The 15,385-nt window shown below is 72.7% G+C and carries 14 protein-coding genes and 1 pseudogene; 9 read left to right on the top strand and 6 right to left on the bottom strand.

What is annotated here, in order from left to right; genetic code table 11:
• Positions 1–133: 133 nt before the first annotated feature.
• The gene (locus ACOBQB_RS14075; RefSeq protein ID WP_423591901.1) at positions 134–595 is read right to left on the bottom strand and encodes a pyridoxamine 5'-phosphate oxidase family protein; all 462 of its coding nucleotides are present in this window, start codon (positions 593–595) and stop codon (positions 134–136) included.
• A gap of 122 nt (positions 596–717) precedes the next feature.
• On the bottom strand, positions 718–1,482 hold the full coding sequence (locus ACOBQB_RS14070) for a TetR/AcrR family transcriptional regulator (RefSeq protein WP_423591899.1): 765 nt from the start codon (positions 1,480–1,482) through the stop codon (positions 718–720).
• Between the two features lie 146 nt (positions 1,483–1,628).
• Here ACOBQB_RS14070 and ACOBQB_RS14065 point away from each other — a divergent pair, with 146 nt between their 5' ends.
• The 5 genes from ACOBQB_RS14065 (at position 1,629) to ACOBQB_RS14045 (ending at position 6,789) form a co-directional block, all read left to right on the top strand.
• Positions 1,629–2,678: a medium chain dehydrogenase/reductase family protein gene (locus ACOBQB_RS14065; protein WP_423591897.1), complete on the top strand. Its 1,050-nt coding sequence runs from the start codon at positions 1,629–1,631 to the stop codon at positions 2,676–2,678.
• 361 nt (positions 2,679–3,039) lie between these two features.
• Positions 3,040–4,407: a carotenoid oxygenase family protein gene (locus ACOBQB_RS14060; RefSeq protein WP_423591896.1), complete on the top strand. Its 1,368-nt coding sequence runs from the start codon at positions 3,040–3,042 to the stop codon at positions 4,405–4,407.
• 68 nt (positions 4,408–4,475) lie between these two features.
• Positions 4,476–5,168, top strand: coding sequence for an ABC transporter permease (locus tag ACOBQB_RS14055; RefSeq protein ID WP_423591894.1), 693 nt, complete (start codon positions 4,476–4,478; stop codon positions 5,166–5,168).
• The gene (locus tag ACOBQB_RS14050) at positions 5,165–5,845 is read left to right on the top strand and encodes an ABC transporter permease (protein WP_423591892.1); all 681 of its coding nucleotides are present in this window, start codon (positions 5,165–5,167) and stop codon (positions 5,843–5,845) included. Before ACOBQB_RS14055 ends, ACOBQB_RS14050 begins: the two co-directional genes overlap by 4 nt.
• Positions 5,842–6,789 carry an ABC transporter substrate-binding protein gene (locus ACOBQB_RS14045; protein WP_423591890.1) on the top strand — a complete coding sequence of 316 codons (948 nt, stop codon included), beginning with the start codon at positions 5,842–5,844 and terminating at the stop codon, positions 6,787–6,789. The genes ACOBQB_RS14050 and ACOBQB_RS14045 overlap by 4 nt, the downstream gene beginning before the upstream one ends.
• A gap of 80 nt (positions 6,790–6,869) precedes the next feature.
• Here the strand turns inward: ACOBQB_RS14045 and ACOBQB_RS14040 are convergent, their stop codons facing one another.
• From ACOBQB_RS14040 to ACOBQB_RS14025, 4 genes are read right to left on the bottom strand one after another with little or no spacing between them, the layout of a single operon-like run.
• Positions 6,870–8,033 (bottom strand): betaine/proline/choline family ABC transporter ATP-binding protein, encoded by a 1,164-nt coding sequence (locus ACOBQB_RS14040; RefSeq protein ID WP_423591888.1) that lies wholly within the window; start codon positions 8,031–8,033, stop codon positions 6,870–6,872.
• A gap of 22 nt (positions 8,034–8,055) precedes the next feature.
• Entirely contained in the window at positions 8,056–8,703 is a 648-nt protein-coding gene (locus ACOBQB_RS14035) for a LutC/YkgG family protein (protein WP_423591886.1), read from the bottom strand.
• Positions 8,700–10,214, bottom strand: a complete 1,515-nt coding sequence (locus ACOBQB_RS14030; RefSeq protein WP_423598470.1) for a LutB/LldF family L-lactate oxidation iron-sulfur protein — start codon at positions 10,212–10,214, stop codon at positions 8,700–8,702. The genes ACOBQB_RS14035 and ACOBQB_RS14030 overlap by 4 nt, the downstream gene beginning before the upstream one ends.
• Positions 10,215–10,225: 11 nt before the next feature.
• Positions 10,226–10,987 carry a (Fe-S)-binding protein gene (locus tag ACOBQB_RS14025; protein ID WP_423598468.1) on the bottom strand — a complete coding sequence of 254 codons (762 nt, stop codon included), beginning with the start codon at positions 10,985–10,987 and terminating at the stop codon, positions 10,226–10,228.
• 83 nt (positions 10,988–11,070) lie between these two features.
• On the opposite strand from ACOBQB_RS14025, the pseudogene ACOBQB_RS14020 reads away from it, so the two are divergent.
• The 4 genes and pseudogenes from ACOBQB_RS14020 (at position 11,071) to ACOBQB_RS14005 (ending at position 15,354) form a co-directional block, all read left to right on the top strand.
• A pseudogene (locus ACOBQB_RS14020) lies at positions 11,071–12,098 on the top strand (LacI family DNA-binding transcriptional regulator).
• An 84-nt stretch (positions 12,099–12,182) separates the two neighbouring features.
• A complete protein-coding gene (locus ACOBQB_RS14015; protein ID WP_423591884.1) occupies positions 12,183–13,484 on the top strand; it encodes an alpha/beta fold hydrolase in 1,302 nt (433 codons plus the stop codon).
• 193 nt (positions 13,485–13,677) lie between these two features.
• A complete protein-coding gene (locus ACOBQB_RS14010) occupies positions 13,678–14,445 on the top strand; it encodes a PIG-L deacetylase family protein (protein WP_423591882.1) in 768 nt (255 codons plus the stop codon).
• A 75-nt stretch (positions 14,446–14,520) separates the two neighbouring features.
• On the top strand, positions 14,521–15,354 hold the full coding sequence (locus ACOBQB_RS14005; protein WP_423591881.1) for an enoyl-CoA hydratase/isomerase family protein: 834 nt from the start codon (positions 14,521–14,523) through the stop codon (positions 15,352–15,354).
• The last annotated feature ends 31 nt before the right edge of the window (positions 15,355–15,385 follow it).

Here is a 15,385-nt window from a genome sequence, read left to right as displayed (position 1 = left end):
TGGGCCTGCGCCCGGCCGACACCCGTTCCGCACTGGACCGGCCGCCGATGTCCCGTGAACGCCATCACGCGCACTGGACCGGCCGCCGATGTCCCGTGAACGCCACCAGGCGCACCGCGCCCAGCGGCCCGTGCTACCCCAGCCACACCCCGTCGCGCATGACGAGCCGGCCCCGCAGCTCCGGTTCTCCGCGCCAGGCGCGCACGGTTCGCGGTACGACGCGCAGATACGTATAGGGCGCCTTCGCCGTACGCGGATCCCAGCCGAACTTGCCCGCGAACGCGTCCGCGGCCTCCTTGGGCACGTCGGGGGCGGGGCAACACTCCGCTTCCCCCTGGAGCATCACCACGTCCATGGTGTGCGACAGCGCCAGTCGTACGCGCGGCTCCTTCCGTACGTTGCGTACGGTCGCGGAGTTCGCGCCGGTGCACATCCACACCGCCTGGCCGTCCCACAGGAACCACAGGGGTACTTGGTGCGGGCCGTGGTCCGGGTGGGCCGTCGACAGCCATATGTCGCGCTCCGAGCCGAGTCGTTCCAGGGTGTCCTGCCTGCGCTCCGCCGGGTCGCGACGAGTGATCTCCGTAGCTTGCATGGACGCCGGCTTTAGCCAGCGGGGGCGCCGTGCGTATGGGGCGCGAGTCCTGGGCCCATGGGCGGACCACCCCCGGCGCGGCGGTGGCCGGCGAACCCGACCGGCGCGGACAGGTCACCCCATCACCCCCGCCCGAGCAGTCCTGCCAGCTCCGCCTCGAAGAGGGCGCCCGCGTCGAAGCCCATGCCGGTGAAGTGGCCCGCCAGTTCGAGCGAGAGCACGCCGTGGAGGCGTGTCCAGAAGGAGAGGGCGCGGTGGAGCTGGGCAGGGCCGGCGGGGTGCTCACCCGCCCACTGCCTGTGCGCCTCGATGTGCTCGCGGAAGGACTGGTTGAAGCCGAAGGACTGGTTGAAGCCGAAGGGCTGGTCGAAGGCCTCGTCCGAGGTGTCCTGGGGCAGCTTCGCGCAGGCGTCGAGCAGCACCGACATGATCTCCGAGGCGATCTCGGTGACGTCGTCCGGGGCGTGGTAGCCGGGCACGGGCGTGCCGTAGACGAGGAAATACCGGTGGGGGTCGGTCTGCGCCCACCGCCGCAGGGCGCGGGCGAGGCCCGCGAGGTCGGCGCCGCCCTCGGCCTCCGAGCGGAACGTGTCGGCCAGGCTGCGGTAGGCGTCCCGGATGAGCTCGGTGATCAGTTCGTCACGGCTGCCGAAGTAGCGGTAGAGCGCCGGTCCGCTCATGCCCATCCGCTTGGCAATCGCGTTCAGGGACAGGGCCGAGGCCCCCGCGTCGGCGATCTGTTCCCACGCCCGCTCCTTGACCTCGGCGCGGACCTGCGCCCGGTACCGCTCGCGGGGCGACCCCGCGGCGGCCCCGGCCGTCGCCGCCGCGCCCTTCTCGCCCCCGCCCCTCTTTGCCGCCGTGGCCGTCCCGCCGGTCTCGGACATGCCGCCTCCCTCTGCTCTTGCCTGCCCGCACATCTGATGCCCTGACGCTTTAGTTAGACGTTATCACCCAGTTTCTTGACGGCCTCTTCGAGAAGTTATAGCTTCTAACCACAGCGACAGTAGCTACGGAATATTAGGGGGCGTAAATGATTGCCACAGGTGCTACGAGTGCAACGGAACGGATCGAGGTCGTACTTCCGGGGCAGGTCGAGCCGGAGGGTCTGGAGTTGCGGCGCGGCCCCCTGCCCGTCGCGGGTGCCGGTCAGGTCGTCGTCGCGATGGAGGCGACCGGCGTCTCCTTCGCCGAGCAGCAGATGCGCCGCGGCCGCTACTACGACCAGCCGCCGTTCCCGTTCGTCCCCGGGTACGACCTCGTCGGTACGGTGCTGGCGGCGGGCCCCGGTGTCGCGCCCCCGCTCGTCGGCAAGCGGGTCGCCGCGCTGACCAAGACCGGCGGCTGGGCCAGCCACGTCCTGCTGGACGCGGCGGACGTCGTCGAGGTGCCCGGAGGAGTGGGCGCCGCGGAGGCGGCGACCGCGGTGGTGAACGGCATCACCGCCTGGCAGATGCTGCACCGCAAGGCCCGGGTCCGCGCCGGCCAGACGGTGCTGGTGCACGGGGCGAACGGCGGGGTCGGCTCGCTCCTGGTCCAGCTGGCCCTCGCCGCCGGTGCCCGCGTCATCGGCACCGCTTCCGTCCGCCATCATGAGGCCCTGCGGCGGCTGGGCGTCCGGGCCATCGACTACCGGACCGAAAATGTCCCGCGCCGGGTCAGAGAGCTGGCGCCGGACGGCGTGGACGCGGTCTTCGACCACGTGGGCGGGCGCAGCGTCATCGACTCGTGGGGACTGCTGGCTCCCGGCGGCACCCTCGTTTCGTACGGCACCGCGGCGACACGTGACGACACCGGGTCCAAGCAGTGGCCCGTGCTCAAGATCCTCGGCCGGGTGTGGCTGTGGAACGGCCTCCCCAATCGGCGCCACGCGTACTTCTTCAATGTCTGGGCGGGGCGCGCCTTCGGCAAGGGCCGCTTCCGGGCGCGGCTACGCGCCGACCTCGGCGAGGTGTTCGCCGCGCTCGACCGCGGCGAGATCACCGCGAGCGTCGCCGCCGAACTGCCCCTGGCCCGCGTCGCCGACGCCATACGGCTCGCCGAGTCCGGCACGGTCAACGGCAAGGTCGTCCTCACGCCCTGACCGGCACCGGTGCGCCGCCAAGCGGAACCCCTGCCGTAGTCGGTGCCGCGTGGCCCGAGTGGAGCCCTCGCCCGCAGTCGGGGCCGCCGGCCTTGAGCGGAGTCTTCGGCCTGAGCGGTCGCCGCGCGCCCCCGAGCGGGGCCCTCGCCCGCAGTTGGGGCCGCCGGCCTTGAGCGGAGTCTTCGGCCTGAGCGGTCGCCGCGCGCCCCCGAGTGGAGCCCTCGCCCGCAGTTGGGGCCGCCGGCCTTGAGCGGAGTCTTCGGCCTCAGCCGTCGCCCCGCACCCCGTGCGCCCCCTCCCGCTCACCCCCGCCACACCACTCCACGCCACACCACCCCACACCACAAGGAGAACCCGCACCATGACCCGCACCGCCCCCGCCGACGGCCTCCATCAACCGCCCTACCTCGCCGGCCACTTCACCCCCGTCCCCGACGAGATCACCGCACGCGACCTCACCGTCAGAGGCGCCATCCCGCCCGAGCTGTCCGGCCGATACTTCCGCAACGGGCACAACCCCAAGCCCGGCGAGGAGCCCACCCACTGGTTCCGCGGCGCGGGCATGCTGCACGGTGTGCGGCTCGGCGGGGGCCGCGCCCAGTGGTACCGCAACCGCTGGGTCCGCACCCCCGCCCTGGACGGCGCCCCGCTGGTCCGCGGCGACGGCACCGTCGACCTCACCGCCAGCGTCGCCGGCACCCACGTCATCGAGCACGCGGGCCGCATCCTCGCCCTGCAAGAAGCCAACCTCCCCTTCGAGATGAGCCCCGAGCTGGACACGATCGGCGTCCACGACTTCCGGGGCGGACTGACCACCGCCATGACGGCGCACCCCAAGGAGGACCCGGAGACCGGCGAGCTACACTTCTTCGGCTACGCGCCCACGGCGCCGTACCTGACGTACTACGTCGCCGACGCACAGGGGGAGTTGATACACAGTCAGGTCGTGCCCGCGGCAGGCCCCACCCTGATGCACGACTTCGGGCTCACCGCGCACCACACCGTCTGGCTCGACCTGCCGGTCGTCTTCGACGCCGAGGAGCCCTCCGGCATCCCGTACCGCTGGAGCGACACCTACCGCCCCCGGATCGGCGTGATGCCGCGCACGGGACCGGCCGAGCCCGTCTGGTACGAGGTGGAGGCCGGCGCGATGATCCATGTGACCAACGCCCATGAGGACGCGGCGGGGCGGATCGTCGTGGAAGGGCCCCGCTACGACCGGTCGTCCTGGGAGAGCAGCTGGAAGTGGTGGACCGGCGCCCCCGGCCATCCGCCCGTGCCCGCCGTCGGCTCGATGCGGCACCGCTGGATCCTGGACCCGGCCACCGGGACCGCCCGGGAGGAGCGGCTCGACTCCCTCGTCACCGAGTTCGCCACGATCAACGAGGCGTTGACCGGCTCGGCGCACCGCTACACGTACACGGTCGCCTTCCCCGGCGCGGGTCTGGAACGGTACGCCCTGGTCAAGTACGACGCGCTGACCGGGCGGCGGCAGATCGCGGACGCCGGGCCCGGACGGATGTACGGCGAGCCCTGCTTCGTAAAGGCGGCCGGGGGGACGGCCGAGGACGACGGATACCTCATGACCCTCGTCAGCGACCTCGCGCGGGACGCCTCCGAACTGCTCGTCCTGAACGCGCGGGACGTCACCCAGCCGCCGATCGCCGCGATCGAGCTGCCGCGCCGCGTCCCGGCGGGCATCCACGGCTCGTGGATCCCCGACGCCTGAGCCCGTGGCGTGCCCCATCCGGGCCACCACAACGCGCCGCCGCCCGTCGCCCCGCCTTGAATGGACGGGTGACCGCGCCTCCCGACGACTGCCTCGCGCACAATGAGTGGATCTGCGGTGAATACCTGAGCACCCGCCGTCAGATCGTCCTCGACGCGGTCGTGCAGCACCTCGAACTGACCGCCGTCTCCGTCGTGATCGCCCTCGTCGTCGCCGTGCCCCTCGCCGTGCTCGCCCGCCGCTGGCGATGGGCCGCGGGCCCCGTCCTCGCGCTCACCACCATCCTGTACACCATCCCCTCGCTCGCGATGTTCTCGCTGCTCCTGCCGGTGTACGGACTCTCCGCGTCCCTCGTCGTCGCGGGCCTCGTCCTCTACTCGCTCACCCTGCTCGTACGGAACATCCTCGCCGGACTCCGCGCCGTCCCCGAGGAGACCCGGCAGGCCGCCCGCGGCATGGGCTACGGCCCGATCCGCCTCCTGCTCACCGTCGAACTCCCGCTCGCGCTGCCCGCCGCCATGGCCGGGCTGCGCATCGCCACGGTCTCCGCCGTCTCCCTGGTCACCGTCGGCGCGATCGTCGGCTTCGGCGGGCTCGGCAACCTCATCTACACGGGCATGAACACCTACTTCAAGGCCCAGGTGCTCACCGCGTCCGTGCTCTGCGTCGTCATCGCCGTCGCCGCCGACCTGCTGCTCCTCGGCGTACAGCGCCTCCTCACGCCCTGGGAGAGAGCGGCAGGGGCGGGGGCCCGCTCATGAGGACACTCACCGACGCCTGGGCATGGCTCGCCGACTCCGCGCACTGGGCCGGCGACGACGGCATCTGGCACCGGCTCACCCAGCACCTCGTGCTCACCGTCGTATGCCTGCTGATCAGCTGCCTGATCGCCCTGCCCGTCGCACTCGTCCTCGGCCACCTCGGCAAAGGCGGCGCGCTCGCCGTGAACATCTCCAACGCCGGACGCGCGGTGCCGACCTTCGCGGTGCTCGTCCTGCTGCTCCTGACCCCGCTCGGCCGGTGGGGCGACGGGCCGACCGTCGTCGCCCTCGTCCTGTTCGCCGTGCCGCCGCTGCTCACCAACGCCTACGTCGGCATGCGCGGCGTCGACCGCAGCGTGGTGCGCGCGGCACGCGGCATGGGGATGACCGGGCGGCAGCTGCTCTGGCGGGTCGAACTGCCGCTCGCCCTGCCCCTGGTGCTCAGCGGCGTCCGCATCGCCGCCGTGCAGCTCGTCGCCACCGCCACCATCGCCGCGCTCGCCGGCGGCGGCGGGCTCGGCCGGATCATCACGGCGGGATTCAACCTGGCGAGCACCCCGCAGGTCGTGGCGGGCGCCGTGCTCGTGGCCCTCTTCGCACTCCTCGTCGAAGGCGTCTTCGAGGTGGCCGAGCGGATCGCCCCCGGCTGGACGAGGGGCCGGGGGAACGCCGGATGAGGCGCCGCACCGCCCTGACCGCGGCCCTCCTCGCCCTGACAGCCCCGGCCACAGGGTGCGCCTCCGGGCCGTCGTTGGAGGACCGGGGCCAGGTCACCGCGTCCCCGGGCGACAGCAAGAACCTCGTCGTCGGCTCCGCGGGCTTCACCGAGTCCGACCTGCTCGCCCAGTTGTACGCGCTGCTCCTGAAGAAGGCCGGTTACGGCACACAGATCCTCTCCGTGGCCAACCGCGAGCTCTACGAACCCGCCCTGGAGTCCGGCCAGATCGACGTCGTCCCCGAGTACGCCGCGACCTTCGCGGACTGGCTGAACGCCAAGAAGAACGGCGCCGACGCCCGTCCCGTCGGCTCACCCGACCTCGGCACCACCATGCGGGCCCTGCGCCGCCTCGCGGCCCCGCGCGGCCTCACCGTCCTCGACCCCGGCAAGGCGGTCGACCAGAACGCCTTCGCCGTCACCGCGTCGTACGCCGCCCGGCACCGCCTGAAGACGCTCAGCGACCTCGGCAGGTCGGGCCTGAAGGTGCGCCTCGCGGCGGGGGACGAATGCGTGCGGCGCCCCTACTGCGCGCCGGGCCTCAAGAAGGTCTACGGCATCGACGTCACCGGCATCGACCCGAAGGGCGTCGGCACGACCCAGGCCAAGAAGGCCGTCCAGAGCGGCCAGGACCAGATGGTGCTCACCACGTCCACCGACGCCACCCTCGACGACTTCGGTCTCGTCCTGCTCAAGGACGACAAGCACCTCCAGAACGCCGACTACATCGTGCCCGTCGTCAACCGCTCCCAGGCGGGCAGCGGGGGCGTCGCGGCTGCCCTCGGGCGGCTCAATACCGTTCTCAGCACGGAGGACCTCGCGTCCATGAACGAGCAGGTGGACAGCTGGCGGCGGTTGCCGCGGGACGTGGCACGGGCCTATCTGGAGGACAAGGGGCTGCTGTAGCGCCCCTCAAGGGGCGCGGGGAACTGCGCGACCAGCCACACACGGCCCGCGGACACAACACCGGTCGACCAGCGGGGCGCCTACGCGTCGGAGACCGAGTCGAACTCCACCTCGTCGCGGGAGACCCCCTGCGCGTCCGCGTCCACCGAACGGCGCAGCGCCTCATGCAGCTTCGCCGGGGTCAGGACGCCGAGGAAACGCGCCCCGTCGAGCACCGCGACCCAGCCCGCGTCGTGCTGCAACATCACACCGAACGCCTGCTTGAGCGGGGCACCGACCGGCACCCATGAGTTCATGCGGTGCGCCAGGTCGCCGACCGTGCCGCCGGCACCGGCCAACGCCACCTCGTCGACGCCCACCCAGCCATGCAGATCACCCTCCGCGTCCAGGACCACGGCCCAGCGCGCCCCCTCCTCGCGCAGCCGGGCCGCCGCCTGCGCGGCGGGCTCGTCGAGCCGGGCGACCGGCGGCTCCTCCAGGTCGTCCGACTGGATCTCGGTGACCGACAGTCGCTTCAGACCGCGGTCGGCCCCCACGAACTCGGCGACGTACGGCGTCGCGGGCGCCCCCAGCACCGCGCCCGGGGTGTCGAACTGTTCGATGCGGCCCTGGCCGTACACCGCGATGCGGTCGCCGAGGCGGACCGCCTCCTCGATGTCGTGCGTGACGAGCAGGACCGTCTTGCGCACAGCCCGCTGCATCCGCAGGAACTCGTCCTGCAACTGCTCGCGCACCACCGGGTCGACCGCGCCGAACGGCTCGTCCATCAGGAGGACGGGCGGATCGGCCGCCAGCGCCCGCGCCACGCCGACCCGCTGGCGCTGACCGCCCGACAGCTGCTCGGGGTAGCGGGAGCCGTACGTCTTCGGGTCCAGGCCCACCAGGTCGAGCAGCTCCGCCGCCCGGGCCCGGGCCTTCGCCTTCTTCCAGCCGATGAGCGCGGGGACGGTCGCCGTGTTGTCGAGGACCGTGCGGTGCGGGAAGAGGCCGACCTGCTGGATCACGTAACCGATGCGGCGGCGCAGCCGCACCGGGTCCACGGCGGCGATGTCCTCGCCGTTCACGAAGACGCGGCCGGACGTCGGTTCGATGAGCCGGTTCACCATCATCATCGTCGTGGTCTTGCCGCAGCCGGACGGGCCGACGAGCGTGACCAGTTCGCCCTCGGCGACCTCGAAGGACAGGTCGTCCACGGCCGTCGTGCCGTCCGGGTAGCGCTTGGTCACCTGCTCGAACCGGATCATGCCCTCACGCTAGCCGCGCCCGTCACTCACCGCTCACCAGCACGACCTCAAGGACGCGCGGCCCATGCACCCCCTCGACCCGGTCCAGCTCGATGTCGCTGGTCGCGGACGGCCCCGAGATCCAGGTCAGCGGACGCGCCGGATCGAGCCGTTCGAGGGCCTGCGGAACGGAGGACACCACCTGGTCCGGGACACGGACCACGCAGATGTGGTGGTCCGGGATGAGCGTGATGCGGCGACGCCCCTGATCGGGCGAGCCGTCGAGCACGATCGTGCCGGTCTCGGCGACGGCCACGGCACAGCCGGTGACGACGGCCCCGGACCGGTCCAGCTCGGCGGCGGTGCTCACCGCGCGGTCGTGGACCAGAGGGGCATCGACCGCCGACATCCACCCGGGCGGCAGCCCCGGAGGCACCAGCACGGTGTCCGGCCACCGCTCGGCGAGCAGCCGCATGATCAGGAGAGGCAGCTCCCCGGCGTCCGTACGGTGCACGATCGCCCGGTAGTCCGCGAGGTTCTCCGCCAGCAGGTCCACCGTCTCCCCGACGGTCCGCTCACCGTGCTGACGGCGGTATGCGCGGTCGATGTCCGTGTCGTACGTCGTCGGCGCCCCGCCCGGCCCGCCGAGCGCCCGGCGCACCCGGCCCAGGATCACGTCCCGGCTGCTCACTTGCCGCCCTTTCCGCTGTCCTTGCCGCCGCCCGTGCGCTGCCACCAGTCGCGGAAGGGCTCCGCCGGCACCTTCGGCAGGTCGCGGGTCGCCGTCCACGCGCGGCCCGGCCCCGGGAGCGTGCGCGGATGGAACCGGCGGGTGCGCGACGCCAGGCGCTGGCCCGCGCGCAGCGCACCGGGGCGGGCGAACGCGAGGCCCGCCGCCCGCATCGCCGCCCGCTCCGCCGCGTGCCCCTTCGCCGGCTTCAGCGTCACCTTCACGCCGCGCCGCGTCACCTCGCCGCCCTGCACGACTCGCTCACGCAGGTGCACGAGGACCTCGGGGATGTCGATGGCCACGGGGCACACCTCGTAGCAGGCGCCGCAGAGCGAGGAGGCATACGGGAGCGACGCGTCGATCTCGCTGGCCGTGCCCCTCAGCTGCGGGCTGAGGATGGCGCCGATCGGCCCCGGATAGACCGAGCCGTACGCGTGCCCGCCCGCCCGCTCGTACACCGGGCACACGTTGAGACACGCCGAACAGCGGATGCAGCGCAGGGCCTGGCGGCCCACCTCGTCGGCGAGGGTGTCGGTACGGCCGTTGTCCAGCAGGACCAGGTGGAAGGCGCGGGGGCCGTCCGTGTCCGTCGTGCCCGTCCAGGTAGAGGTGTAGGGGTTCATGCGCTCGGCCGTCGAGGAGCGGGGCAGCGTCTGGAGGAAGACCTCCAGGTCGCGCCAGGTGGGCACCAGCTTCTCGATGCCGACGACCGAGATCAGCGTCTCCGGAAGCGTCAGGCACATCCGGCCGTTGCCCTCGGACTCGACGACGACGAGGGTGCCCGTCTCGGCGACCATGAAGTTGGCGCCACAGACGCCGACCTTGGCGCGCAGGAACTTCTCGCGCAGGTGGAGACGGGCCGCCTCGGCGAGTTCGCGGGGGCTGTCGGTGAGACCGTCCGGCGCCGGACGGCCCCAACGCCCCATCTCCCGCTCGAAGATGTCGCGGATCTCGCCGCGGTTGCGGTGGATGGCCGGGACCAGGATGTGCGAGGGGCGGTCCTCGCCGAGCTGCACGATCAGCTCGGCGAGGTCGGTCTCGTACGCGCGGATGCCCGCCTCTTCGAGGGCTTCGTTGAGCCCGATCTCCTGCGTGGCCATCGACTTGACCTTGACGACCTCCGACTCGCCCGTCTCCCGGACGAGCCGCGTCACGATGCGGTTGGCCTCGTCGGCGTCGGCGGCCCAGTGGACGGTGCCGCCCGCCGCCGTCACCGACTCCTCCAACTGGACGAGGTAGTGGTCCAGATGACGCAGCGTGTGGTCCTTGATCTGCTTGCCCGCCTCGCGCAGCGCGGACCAGTCGTCGAGCTCGGCGACCGCGCGGGCCCGCTTGTCGCGGATGGTGTGGGTGGCGTGCCGGAGGTTGGCGCGCAGGGTGGTGTTCCCGACCGCCTCGTGCGCGGCCTTCGGGAAGGCCGGCATCCCGAGGTACGTGCCGCTCGTGCCGTTCGTACCGCTCGTGCCGCTCATGACAGGGCCGCTCATGGCAGGGGCTCCTCCTCCGTACTCGCCAGGATCTCCGCGATGTGGACGGGGCGTACGGCCGTACGCAGCCGGGCCATCGTGCCGCCGATGTGCATCAGGCAGGAGTTGTCCGCCGCGCACAGCACCTCGGCCCCTGTCGACTCCGCGTGGCGCACCTTGTCGGCGCCCATCGCCGCCGAGACATCGGGGTTCTTCACCGCGAACGTGCCACCGAAGCCGCAGCACTCCTCGGCGCCGGGCAGCTCCACCAGCTCAAGGCCCTTGACCGCCCGCAGGAGCCGGGCCGGCCGCTCACCGAGGCCGAGGCTCCGCAGGCCGTGACAGGTCGGGTGGTAGGTCACCTTGTGCGGGTAGTACGCCCCGACGTCCGTCACGCCGAGGACGTCCACCAGGAACTCCGTCAGCTCGTACGTCTTCGGCACCACCGGCGCGAGCGTGCGCGCGAGGGCGTCCCCGCGGCCCTCCGCGCGCGCCCGCTCGCCCATGCGCGGGTACAGCTCGCGCACCATCGCCCCGCACGAACCGGAGGGCGTCACGATCGCGTCGTACGCGTCCGAACCGAAGACATCGGAGAAGTGCCGGGCGAGCGGTTCCGCCTGATGCCGGTACCCGGTGTTGTAGTGCGCCTGCCCGCAACAGGTCTGCGCCGCCGGGAAGTCGACGTCGACTCCCAGCCTGGTCAGCAGTTTCACCACCGCGCGGCCCGTGTCCGGATAGAGCGTGTCGTTGACACAGGTCAGGAACAGGGCGACACGCATCGCGGGTTCCTCCTCGTCGATCATCGGATGGAGGCAGCGTACGCGGGAGGGACGCCGTACGGCCGCACAGCAGGATGGAGCACCTGAGACGCGTGGTCGGCATCAAGGACGTGGCGAAGCACGCCGGAGTGCCGGTGGGCACCGTGCCGAACGTGATCAACCGCCCCGACACGGTCTCCGAGGAGACCGGCACCGCGTGCTGGCCGTCATCGAACGGCTCGGGTACGTACGCAGCGAGTCCGCCCGCCAGCTGCGGGCCGGGCGCAGCCCCATCATGGCGCTGCTCGTCCTCGACATGGGCAACCCGTTCTTCGTGGACGTCGCCCGCGGCGCCGAACGGGCCGCCCGCGAGGCCGGGCTGCGGGTCATGGTGTGCAACAGCGGGCAGAGCCCCGCCGAGGAGGCCGACTACCTCGGGCTCTTCGCCGAGCAGAGGGTGCGCGGCGTCCTGCTCACCCCCGCCGACGCGACCGGGGAGAACATCGACGCCTTCCGCCGGCACCACATCCCCTTCGTGCTCGTCGACCGGGTCGCCCAGGGAGCCACCGAGTGCTCCGTCTCCATCGACGACGTGATGGGCGGGGCGCTCGCCGCGCGCCACATCGTGGACGCGGGGCACCCTTCCCTCGCGTACGTGAGCGGCCCGCCCGGACTCAACCAGGTCGAGGACCACCGGGAGGGCGTGCTCCAGGTGCTCGTCGAGGCGGGCCTCGGTCCCTCGGCGCTGCGGGAGTTGCCGACGGAGCGGCTCGACGTGGCCGCGGGCCGCGACGCGGGCGCCCGCGTCCTCGGCCTCGCGGACCGGCCCACCGCCGTCTTCTGCGCCAACGACCTGCTCGTGCTCGGCGTGCTCCAGGCGATGTACGCGGCCGGGGTGCGCGTCCCCGAGGACGTGGTGATCGTCGGCTACGACGACATCGAGTTCGCGGACGCCGTCGTCGTCCGCCTCACCTCGGTGCGCCGGCCCGCCGTGACCATGGGCGCGATGGCGGCCGAACTCCTCATGGAGGAGACCGAGTCGGACGACGGGGCAGGCGCAGGCCATCGGCACCGGCGCGTCGTCCTCACTCCGGAGCTGGTCGTACGACGCTCCAGCCCGCTCCCGCGCTGAACCGGAGCCCCGCGGCCGGGCCGCGCCGCGGGTGTGCTGGACTGGGCGGGAAGATTGGCCTTCGCCCAGCGCCCAGGAGCATCCTTGACCGCCACGTACCGCCAGCCAGGAGTCGTCCTCACCGACCGCCGCTTCAGCGTGCCGCTCGACCACGAGGATCCGGCGGGGGAGCGGATCGAGATCTACGCCCGCGAAGTGGTTCCCGCCTCGCGCGGCGGCGCCGACCTGCCCTGGCTGGTCTACCTCCAGGGCGGTCCCGGCTTTGGAGCCACCCGCTTCCACGGCAGGGAGTCCTGGCTCGACCGCGCCCTGCGGGACTTCCGCGTCCTTCTCCTCGACCAGCGCGGCACAGGCAGCTCCACCCCCGCCAACCGCCAGACGCTTCCGCTGCGCGGCGGACCCCGCGAACAGGCCGACCACCTCGCCCACTTCCGCGCCGACTCCATCGTCCGCGACTGCGAGGCCATCCGCCCCGAGGTGACGGGCGGCGCGCCCTGGACCGTCCTCGGCCAGAGCTTCGGCGGGTTCTGCGCCACGCACTACCTGTCGGCGGCCCCCGAGGGCCTGTCCACGGCACTCATCACCGGCGGCCTGCCCACCCTGGACGGCCACGCCGACGACGTGTACCGCGCGGCCTACCCGCGCATGGCCCGCAAGAGCGCCGCGCACTACGCCCGTTACCCGCAGGACGCCGAGCGCGCCCGACGCATCGCCGCCCACCTCGCCGAGCACGAGCCGGTCCTGAACGGCGGCTACCGTCTCACCGTCCCCGCCTTCCAGTCCCTCGGCATCCTGCTCGGCACGGGCGACGGCAGCCACCGGCTGCACTACCTCCTGGAGGACGCCTTCGTGCGCACGGCGTCGGGGACCGTGCTCTCCGACGCGTTCCAGGAGAACGTCCAGGCCGTCCTGTCGTACGCGGGAAATCCGCTCTACGCCCTCCTGCACGAGGCGATCTACGCCCAGGGTGAGCGGCCCACCGCCTGGTCGGCCGAGCGGGTGCGCGCCGAGTTCCCCGCGTTCGACGCGGACAAGGCCCTGGCGGGCGACGAGCCGCTGCTGTTCACCGGGGAGGCCGTGCAGCGCTGGATGTTCGACTGCGACCCGGCGCTGCGCCCGCTGCGCGAGACCGCGGACCTGCTGGCCGAGCGCGCCGACTGGCCGCGCCTGTACGACCTGGACCGGCTGGCGGCGAACGAGGTACCGGTCGCCGCGTCCATCTACCACGATGACCTGTACGTCGACACGGAGCACTCGCTGCGGACCGCCCGCGCCATCCGGGGGCTGCGCACCTGGGTCACGGACGAGTTCGAGCACGACGGACTGCGGGTGAGCGGACCGCGGGTCCTGGACCGGCTGCTGGCGCTGACGCGTGGGGAGGCGTGAGGCAGCGCCGTGCGCAAGGTACCCGCCGTTCCGCAAGGCGCCCGCCCGAGCCGTAAGGCGCCCGCTGTGCCGCAAGGTACCCGCTGTGCCGTAAGGCGCTTGCTGTGCCGCAAGGTACCCGCCGTGCCGTAAGGCGCCCGCCGTGCCGTGACGCGGCCCGGCGGGTGTCGGCGGGGGGCCTTAGGCTGCGGCCATGACCGAGTCGCAGACCGCAGCCGGGGCCACGGCGCCCGACCAGCTCACCCCCATGCCCGAGGACTGGCAGCGCGCGCTCGCCGTCGTGGCGCACCCCGACGACCTGGAGTACGGCTGCGCGGCGGCGATCGCCGGCTGGACGGACGCGGGCCGCGACGTCGCCTACCTCCTCGCGACCCGCGGGGAAGCAGGCATCGACACGATCGACCCCGCCACCTGCGGGCCGCTGCGCGAGCGGGAGCAGCGGGCCGGTGCGGCGGTCGTCGGCGTCGGGACGGTGGAGTTCCTCGACCACCGGGACGGCGTCGTCGAGTACGGCACGGCGCTGCGCCGCGACATCGCCGCCGCGATCCGCAGGCACCGGCCCGAACTCGTCATCACGCTCAACCACCGAGACACCTGGGGCGGCGTCGCCTGGAACACCCCCGACCACGTGGCGGTGGGCCGGGCCACGCTCGACGCCGCGGCGGACGCGGGCAACCGCTGGATCTTCCCCGAGCTGATCGAGGAGCAGGGCCTGGAGCCGTGGGACGGTGTGCGGTGGGTCGCCGTGGCCGGTTCGTCGACCCCTACGCACGCGGCGGACGCGACGGCCGGACTCGACCGCTCGGTGGCCTCGCTCCTCGAACACCGTACCTACATCGAGGCGTTGACGGACGAGGACCCCGAGAAGTACTGCCGTACGTTTCTCACGGGCAACGCCCAGGCACTGGCCCCACGCTTCGGCGGGAAGCCGGCGGTGGGGTTCGAGGTCTTCAGTCGGTGAGCCCGCGCCCTTAGCCTGACGGCCCATCAGGTTCCATCAGGTCCCATCGGGTCCGTCGGCGCAGGGGAGCGCGGCATGATCGACACCATCGGCACGGACATCCCGGAGGGCGAGGAGCGGCTGCGCCTCGACGTCGAGGACGGGCTCGGCGTCCTCACCCTCTGCCGCCCGCGCAGGCTCAACGCCTGGAGCTGGGAGTCCACCCGCCAACTGGGCCTGTTCGCCGACCGCATCCGCTTCGACCGCGCCATCCGGGCGGTGCTGCTGCGCGCCGAGGGCCGGGCCTTCTGCGCGGGCATCGACGTCACCGCGCCGGGCGGCGCGATCACGGGCCGCTCCGGCGCCGAGCGCGCCCACCACTACTACGAAGGCGTGCGGTGGGCGCACGAGCGCTTCCGGGCCTTCGCGGGGCTTCCGCAGCCGGTGGTGGCGGCCGTGCATGGGTACTGTCTGGGTTTCGGCTTCGAGCTGGTGCTCATGGCGGACGTGCGGATCGCCGCCGACGACGCGGTGTTCGCCCTCCCCGAGGCGCAGTTGGGCGTCGCGGTCGACGCGGGCGGCGACCTGCGCATAGCGCGCGAGGCGGGCGCGGGGTGGGCCAAGTACCTCGCGCTCACCGGGCGCCGCGTCGACGCCGCCACGGCCGAGCGGCTGCGGCTGGTGCAACAGGTCGTGCCGAGCGGCGAGTTGGCGTCGGCGTCACACGCGCTGGCGGCGGTGATCGCCGCGAACGCCCCGCTCGCCGTGCAGGGCATCAAGCGCGGCATCGACGCGTACGCCGACGCGGGGATGTCCGGCGCGCTCGACCGCGTGGCGATGAACGCGGCGATCACCCTCACGTCGGACGACTCCCGGGAGGGGTACGGGGCGAAGGCGGCGGGGCGGGCGGCTTCGTTCGAGGGGAAGTGAGCGGCGTCGTGCGGCGGTTCATACGCGGTTC

Source organism: Streptomyces sp. G5(2025) (assembly GCF_049542075.1).
Lineage (GTDB): Bacteria > Actinomycetota > Actinomycetes > Streptomycetales > Streptomycetaceae > Streptomyces.
The sequence above is the reverse complement of the archived record's forward strand: the minus strand, read 5'-3'. Positions and strand labels throughout refer to the sequence as shown.

Excerpts from the sequence above, each read along its gene's own strand:
- ACOBQB_RS14045 (WP_423591890.1), top strand. The coding sequence starts at position 5,842 with ATGAGGCGCCGCACCGCCCTGACCGCGGCCCTCCTCGCCCTGACAGCC.
- ACOBQB_RS14070 (WP_423591899.1), bottom strand. The coding sequence starts at position 1,482 with ATGTCCGAGACCGGCGGGACGGCCACGGCGGCAAAGAGGGGCGGGGGC.
- ACOBQB_RS14060 (WP_423591896.1), top strand. The coding sequence starts at position 3,040 with ATGACCCGCACCGCCCCCGCCGACGGCCTCCATCAACCGCCCTACCTC.
- ACOBQB_RS14040 (WP_423591888.1), bottom strand. The coding sequence starts at position 8,033 with ATGATCCGGTTCGAGCAGGTGACCAAGCGCTACCCGGACGGCACGACG.
- ACOBQB_RS14025 (WP_423598468.1), bottom strand. The coding sequence starts at position 10,987 with ATGCGTGTCGCCCTGTTCCTGACCTGTGTCAACGACACGCTCTATCCG.
- ACOBQB_RS14005 (WP_423591881.1), top strand. The coding sequence starts at position 14,521 with ATGATCGACACCATCGGCACGGACATCCCGGAGGGCGAGGAGCGGCTG.
- ACOBQB_RS14050 (WP_423591892.1), top strand. The coding sequence starts at position 5,165 with ATGAGGACACTCACCGACGCCTGGGCATGGCTCGCCGACTCCGCGCAC.
- ACOBQB_RS14030 (WP_423598470.1), bottom strand. The coding sequence starts at position 10,214 with ATGAGCGGCACGAGCGGTACGAACGGCACGAGCGGCACGTACCTCGGG.
- ACOBQB_RS14065 (WP_423591897.1), top strand. The coding sequence starts at position 1,629 with ATGATTGCCACAGGTGCTACGAGTGCAACGGAACGGATCGAGGTCGTA.
- ACOBQB_RS14010 (WP_423591882.1), top strand. The coding sequence starts at position 13,678 with ATGACCGAGTCGCAGACCGCAGCCGGGGCCACGGCGCCCGACCAGCTC.
- ACOBQB_RS14075 (WP_423591901.1), bottom strand. The coding sequence starts at position 595 with ATGCAAGCTACGGAGATCACTCGTCGCGACCCGGCGGAGCGCAGGCAG.